The sequence below is a fragment of the Microcystis sp. M079S1 genome (assembly GCF_020246425.1).
Lineage (GTDB): Bacteria > Cyanobacteriota > Cyanobacteriia > Cyanobacteriales > Microcystaceae > Microcystis > Microcystis aeruginosa.
Map to the genome: position 1 here is coordinate 1 of NZ_JADBSZ010000114.1, position 6,597 is coordinate 6,597.

7 protein-coding genes and 1 pseudogene are annotated in these 6,597 nt (G+C 43.5%); 1 reads left to right on the plus strand and 7 read right to left on the minus strand.

The window, feature by feature from the left end:
• The coding region (locus tag IM456_RS07640; protein WP_287712761.1) for an RNA-guided endonuclease InsQ/TnpB family protein at window positions 1-661 on the minus strand (661 nt) is incomplete at its 3' end.
• A 111-nt stretch (window positions 662-772) separates the two neighbouring features.
• Complete coding sequence (locus tag IM456_RS07645; RefSeq protein ID WP_149988210.1) at window positions 773-1,381, minus strand: chromophore lyase CpcT/CpeT; 609 nt, start codon at window positions 1,379-1,381, stop codon at window positions 773-775.
• Between the two features lie 77 nt (window positions 1,382-1,458).
• Between IM456_RS07645 and IM456_RS07650 the strand changes: the two genes are divergently transcribed.
• On the plus strand, window positions 1,459-3,537 hold the full coding sequence (locus IM456_RS07650; RefSeq protein ID WP_149988211.1) for a thioredoxin domain-containing protein: 2,079 nt from the start codon (window positions 1,459-1,461) through the stop codon (window positions 3,535-3,537).
• 138 nt (window positions 3,538-3,675) lie between these two features.
• On the opposite strand, the gene IM456_RS07655 is transcribed toward IM456_RS07650, so the two are convergent.
• The 5 genes and pseudogenes from IM456_RS07655 to IM456_RS07675 all read right to left on the minus strand — a co-directional run.
• On the minus strand, window positions 3,676-3,930 hold the full coding sequence (locus tag IM456_RS07655) for a hypothetical protein (RefSeq protein ID WP_149988212.1): 255 nt from the start codon (window positions 3,928-3,930) through the stop codon (window positions 3,676-3,678).
• Between the two features lie 260 nt (window positions 3,931-4,190).
• Complete coding sequence (locus IM456_RS07660; protein WP_253881438.1) at window positions 4,191-5,015, minus strand: PEP-CTERM sorting domain-containing protein; 825 nt, start codon at window positions 5,013-5,015, stop codon at window positions 4,191-4,193.
• Between the two features lie 280 nt (window positions 5,016-5,295).
• Entirely contained in the window at window positions 5,296-5,556 is a 261-nt protein-coding gene (locus tag IM456_RS07665; RefSeq protein ID WP_149988213.1) for a type II toxin-antitoxin system RelE family toxin, read from the minus strand.
• Window positions 5,556-5,771, minus strand: a complete 216-nt coding sequence (locus IM456_RS07670) for a hypothetical protein (RefSeq protein WP_002771553.1) — start codon at window positions 5,769-5,771, stop codon at window positions 5,556-5,558. Before IM456_RS07670 ends, IM456_RS07665 begins: the two co-directional genes overlap by 1 nt.
• Window positions 5,772-6,015: 244 nt before the next feature.
• A pseudogene (locus tag IM456_RS07675) lies at window positions 6,016-6,141 on the minus strand (PEP-CTERM sorting domain-containing protein); the annotation flags it as partial.
• Window positions 6,142-6,597 lie beyond the last annotated feature (456 nt).

Below are 6,597 nucleotides of genomic sequence, written 5' to 3' on the forward strand. Positions count from 1 at the left end.
TAGACAGATTTTTTTGCGCCTTTCGCAGTCTCCGATAATGCTTTTTAAAATGCTTGGGATTAGACACTTTATCGCCATCGCTGGTAATCACGAGGCTACTAATTCCTAAGTCAATTCCGATGGCTTTATCTGTTACTGGTAGAGGCTTAATCGTTGGGTCATCAAATCTAATTGAAATATGCCAACGTCCAGAAGGATGTAATCTGACTGTTACTGTGCTTGGTTCACAGCTTTCTGGGATTTGTCTTGACCATCGAATAGGTAAAGGTTCTGTGCATTTGGCTAAATAGATTTGTCTGTCTTTAAATTTAAAAGCAGATTTGGTAAATTCGGCACTTCCTCCCTGATGTTTTTTCTTAAAGTTAGGATACTTAGTACGACCAGCAAAGAAGTTAGTAAAAGCTGTTTGTAGGTGTCTTAACCCTTGTTGTAAAGGTACACAGCTTACTTCATTGAGAAAGTTTAATTCTTCTTGTTTTTTCCAATCGGTTAGCATTGAAGAAGTTTGAGCGTAGCCTACTCTTTCTTGTCTTTCATACCATGCTTGTGTTCGTTCTTGGAGAGCTTTATTGTAAACTAATCTTACACAGCCCAAAGTGCGCCGCAATAGCGACTCTTGTTTTGGTGTGGGGTAAAATCGAAACGAGTAGGCTTTTTCCATGTCTCACATTCTAACACATATTTTGTAAATGCGCTAAGATTTAACAGCAAAGCCAACCTAAAACGGCGGGGTTTCAGACCCAAAATTTCCGATGAAACAGGAAAGCCGATTTTAGGGTTTTTGCCGGCGAAATTGATAGAAATTATCCTGCGCTCCCCATACCTGCCGACCAAGGCTATCATAACCTCGATCGCTGGTATCCATGCCCTGGGAATGTAGAATAATTGTATTAGTTATTTTCACCGCACCTCTGGCATTAGTGGGACAACCCTGGGGGGGAGTTTCTCCCCGATAACCCCCCGCTATCGGTTTTAAAAACACAGTACACACCGACTCGGCCAAATCTGATACATTTAATTTTCTTTCTGTCAAGTCTTTGTTACAAAAATTAATAAAGTTAGCGGCATTATTTAACTTATAAGCTTTTGATTCCACAGTGGAATTATCGGGGCTAGGTTGAATGACTAAAATTCTTTGACGATAGGGTTGATTTAAGCGATCGATAATCGCCTGTTCCTGATAAAGATAAATACTATCCTGTTTCGGGGAAAAATTCACGGCACAGGTAGTCATTTGCACCTTAGCAATGCGGGGATTAGTCTGCGCTTGTTCCCTGGTATCCATGACCCCAATTAAATGATTAGCCACCCCTTGCACTTGCGGATTAAGGGGCAAAGATTGAGTGAGAAAAAATCCTAGGGCGATCGAAGTTTTCAGCATAAGCAGAGGCTTGATTCCGGTTAGTCTCTAATTAGCTTAAACTAATAAGCAGCAAGAGCAAAAATACCCCTTTTCCCATGGCTAATCATCTGGCTGCATCCGAAAGTCTTTACCTGCGAAAACACGCCGAAAACCCGATCGATTGGTGGTATTGGTGTGACAGTGCCCTAGAAATTGCCAGGAGGGAAGATAAACCGATCTTTCTCTCGATCGGTTATTCTAGCTGTCATTGGTGTACGGTTATGGAAGGAGAAGCTTTTTCCGATCGGGCCATTGCCGATTATCTCAATCAGTATTTTTTGCCGATCAAAGTTGATCGCGAGGAAAGACCGGACATCGATAGTATCTATATGCAAGCATTGCAGATGATGGTCGGTCAAGGGGGTTGGCCTCTGAATGTCTTCCTAACACCGGATAGTTTAATTCCCTTCTATGGTGGCACCTATTTTCCCGTGCAACCGCGCTTTAACCGGCCCGGTTTTCTGCAAGTGTTGCAATCGGTACGTCGTTATTATGACGAGGAAAAGCAGAAATTAAGCAAATTTACGGCCGAAATGCTGGGCGCACTGCGTCAATCAGCTATTTTACCCCGAGCAGAGACCAATTTAGCCGCTCCTTCCCTTTTAGCCACAGGAATCGAGACAAATACGGCGGTGATTCGGGTTAATCCCAATAACTACGGTCGGCCCAGTTTTCCGATGATTCCATATTCTCATCTGGCTTTGCAGGGCAGTCGCTTTGGGGACGATTTTGAGGATTCCCTCCGGCAAGCGGCCTATCAACGGGGGGAAGATCTGGCCCTAGGGGGAATCTATGACCATGTGGGGGGGGGATTCCATCGTTATACGGTGGATTCGACGTGGACAGTTCCCCATTTTGAAAAAATGCTCTACGATAACGGGCAAATTGTCGAATATTTAGCCAATTTGTGGAGTGCGGGTGATCGAGAAGCGGCCTTTGAGAGAGGGATTAAAGGCACGGTTAACTGGCTAAAACGGGAAATGACCGCCCCAGAAGGCTATTTTTATGCGGCCCAAGATGCCGATAGTTTTGAGAATGCCACGGATAGGGAACCGGAGGAAGGGGCCTTTTATGTCTGGTCGGATTTAGAGTTAAGGGATTATCTCTCGACCGAGGAATTGGGGCTGCTGCAAGCTAATTTTACCGTCACTGCCGAGGGGAATTTTGAGGGTCGTAATGTCCTGCAACGTCGGCAAGGGGGAGAATTAGGGAAGGAGATAGAAAATATGCTCGATAAGTTATTTATTCGGCGTTATGGCAGTTCTCAAGCCCAATTAGCTCTTTTTCCCCCGGCCAGAGACAATCAAGAGGCGAAAACCGTCTCTTGGCCGGGACGGATTCCGGCGGTAACGGATACGAAAATGATCGTCGCTTGGAATAGTTTAATGATTTCTGGTTTAGCCCGGGCCTTTGCCGTCTTTAGCGAACCTTTGTACTGGCAAATGGCTACGGTCGCGGCCGAGTTTATTCTCAAGCATCAGTGGTTAGATGGACGTTTTCAGCGCTTGAATTATCAGGGTCAGGCCTCGGTTTTGGCCCAATCGGAGGATTTTGCCTATTTTATTAAGGCTTTACTGGACTTGCAAACGGCTAATCCCCAAGAAACTCGCTGGTTAGAGGCGGCTATCGATCTACAAGGGGAATTCGACCGCTGGTTTTGGGCCGAGGATGAGGGGGGATATTTTAATACCGCTTCTGATCATAGTCTCGATCTGATCGTGCGAGAACGGGGTTATACGGATAATGCCACCCCTTCGGCCAACGGAATTGCGATCGCTAATTTAGTTCGTCTGTCGCGATTGACGGAAAATCTAGAATATCTCGATCGGGCTGAAAAGGCCTTGCAATCTTTTAGTACCATCCTAGAACAGTCCCCCACCGCTTGCCCCAGTTTATTTGTCGCCCTCGATCACTATCGTCACGGTTTCTGCCTGCGCGCCCCGGAAAGCTCGATCGATCCTCTGTTAAGTCGCTATTTGCCCACTGCGGTCTATCGAGTCGATGCCAGTTTGCCGCATAGCACATTTGGGTTAATTTGTCAAGGGTTATGCTGCCTTGAACCGGCGGAAAATTTAGAACAGTTAGACCGACAAATTGCCGGAGTGATGGCCGGTCCGTCAATACTGCTCGGTTAACTTAAAGATGGTGCGTTCCCCACGATCAAACGATGGAGTAACAAGGATGGCATCAGGGAACGCACCCTACTCGTGACTGGTGACTTGTTCTGAACCACGACTCAGATTCAAATCAGCTAGATAAATATCGCCTCGCATTTATTTCTTATCCTCTTGTTCAAGGTGAGATAAATAATCGGGTAAAATACTTTCTGAAAAGTTAATATCCTCTTGAGCAAATTCATTTTGTAACGATTGTGCTTCTGCATCTGAAATATTATCCCATTTCTGAAAACGTGAATTTCCTTGTAAGGATTGGGCGAATTCAAGGACTTTTTGCTGTTTTTCTAGCGGTAAAGTCTTAATACTTTGCAAAATCTGGTCTTGAAGATTATTAATATGGGTGATAGACATTTCAACTTTTACCATATTTACACTAGGCTGACTATCTTACCACAAAAAACGCTCTTGTTGTCAATTATACTAAACCCGTTGAGTATAGGCTACATATCAGGATAGGCAAAAGGCAAAAGGAGGAATAGATAATCAGTCTTTAATAACTGGATTTAGTATTAGTTAGCAACAATTAAATAATAGACAATAAACAATACACAAAAAACAACCCCCCTCAACTGACTGAATGAAGGGGCATTTATAGTATTTTTAGAAGCAATTTAGCCGACTTTTGTGGTTTCTTTTTCGGTGGATTTAGAGGGTTTTAGTTTACGCTTCAGGGTTGAAGCTGCGCCGATTGTGCCGAGAGCGAGTAGGCTGAAGGTAGAGGTGGGTTCGGGGACTTGTTCTAGCTTACCTACTGTAAACCCATGCCAAGTTTCAGGGTTATCAACACTAAATTCAATGGATGAATACGTTCCAATAAAATGAATAGCCCCAGTTCCTTCTGTCCCAATTAAAGTATTTCCTGATTGTGTCAATTGCCCATAACCCCAGTAAGCAGGATTATTTGTAATAGTACTGTTAAAGCTAAGGATATTAAACGGTGTATTAAAAGTATAGCTAACAGTTATACCTAGTTGTCCCATGCTATTAATAGCCATGATAGGATTGGTGATCGGTTGCGAAAAAGTCAGCTTATTTGTTGTCGAACCAGTCGTTGCAGTGTTTAAGGCAATTATGTCACTTGCTGGTGGTGCATTACTGATCACACTGTTGTTAATATAAGGAATTCCAGGCGATGGCTCCCAGTAGTTAGTTCCACCTGCTGTTTGTGCAAAAAAGACATCCCCAGTATAGTTTACTGTGATGGTTCCAATGGTTCCCGTAGCTGATCCACTTGTACCTGTCGTTGCTGATGTCCAATCCGTCCAAACAACTGTTGCTGCACTGGCTGATGTTGCTTGTAGGGTTGTTGCCGCAATAGTTACTCCAGCTAAGATGCCCAAAGAAGACAGCGTTTTTGTAAGAGCATTAACTTTGTTTTCTGATTGTTTTTTACTTATCATGGATGTGAGTTTCCTAACAATAATACCAGTTTTCAAAAGTAATGACCTACTTAGCCGCTCCTCGCAGCCAGGTCAAGCAACAGCCTAACCCAAGACCAAAGGCAGACAACAAAACTGTACACATTTCCCTCCCCCTCGCAACTGTATCAAAAGCTACAATTTAATAAATCTTTACATTCTTCTCCCTAACCAGCGATCGAGATTTTGGGGTTTTTGGGGACTTCAAGAGCTTGAAATTGTACAATAAGGTTGTACAAGTCTCCCTTAAAAATCATGTTAAGCAAAGAAACCACTTACTCTCAAACACAGTATTTTATCAACTGTAGATATCTCGGCGATGTCCAACCTTGTGGATGGTAATGCGTTCTGCTTCGGGTGCAAAAGAATAGATAATTCTATAGTCACCGACTCGAAGCTTGAAAAGACCACTCAAATTAGCACTTAAAGCTTGAGGACTAACATTTTCAAAATTATCCGACAACCAGCGAACTTTCCGCAAAATTCGCTCTTGAATGATAGGAGCGAGTGCTTCTAAATCAGCGATTGCTTCGCAGCTAAATTCTACCAAGTAAGCCATTACCAGTTTAATCCTAATTTTTTGGCTACTTCCTCGGCTGAAACCCCCTTTTCTCCTATTTCAGTCCGTCTTAGAGAGTCAAGAAGTTGTTGCTTAACTTCAGGTTTCACTTCTTTGTCTTGGTCAGGATCGAGTAAGATAGATTGGATAGTTTCGGCAACAGTTTCTTGAATGAGGAGCTTGAGTTCTTCAACGGTTAGCTCTTTAACTTGCATATTTTTAACTCGGAGAGAAGAATAAACTACTCCTATTGTGGCAGTAAATTGGCTATTTGGGTTCTTCTCGACTTTGTGTGATCATCAATGCTTTGTCTCGTGCCAAGGTAGAACCTCTGGAAATGCGTTGCCAGGGAGACCCTAGCAACGAGGTAATAGTTGTTTGATAAGCGAAAGGAAAAAATAAACCCCCTCAAGATTGATTGAAGATTGAAGGGGCATTTATGGTATTTTTAGAGGCAATTTAGCCTATTTTTGTGGTTTCTTTTTCGGTGGATTTAGAGGGTTTTAGTTTACGCTTGAGGGTTGAAGCTGCGCCGAGGGTGCCGAGAGCGAGTAGGCCGAGGATGGAGGTGGGTTCGGGGACGGCATTTGCTGGTGTAAATTTAAGGCTTAATGTCGCTGTTGTGTCGTTTATACTATTAGCTCCTATGTTTAAGAATGAAACCATATCTGCCCCTGGGGTAATGGAATCAATCGTAAATCCTACTACTTCCACACTAGAACCATCTCGAGCCGTATAAAGAGATGTACCAGGAGCAACATCAAAGAAAAGTCCCCCATTAGCACCTCCCATTACTGGTGTCCCTGCGGCTTGAACGGAGACATTTCCCGTCCCACCATTGGCGTTAAAAACGGCTATCTGAGGTGGAGTGCTTACTCCATCAAAAAATAGAATTGCGCCATAAGGGACTTGCGTAAAAATAAGATGCCAGCTAGGAGGGTAGAACCGTCACATCCCATTTGGGCAAAGTTTCAGAACGCTGCGTTGAAAGGTTGCAATTGTTCTAATTCTTTAGTCAAAACCTTCACCCCTTTTTCATAA

Coding starts and splice junctions, on each gene's coding strand:
- IM456_RS07645 (WP_149988210.1), bottom strand. CDS start 1,381: ATGCTGAAAACTTCGATCGCCCTAGGATTTTTTCTCACTCAATCTTTG.
- IM456_RS07650 (WP_149988211.1), top strand. CDS start 1,459: ATGGCTAATCATCTGGCTGCATCCGAAAGTCTTTACCTGCGAAAACAC.
- IM456_RS07655 (WP_149988212.1), bottom strand. CDS start 3,930: ATGTCTATCACCCATATTAATAATCTTCAAGACCAGATTTTGCAAAGT.
- IM456_RS07665 (WP_149988213.1), bottom strand. CDS start 5,556: ATGGCTTACTTGGTAGAATTTAGCTGCGAAGCAATCGCTGATTTAGAA.
- IM456_RS07670 (WP_002771553.1), bottom strand. CDS start 5,771: ATGCAAGTTAAAGAGCTAACCGTTGAAGAACTCAAGCTCCTCATTCAA.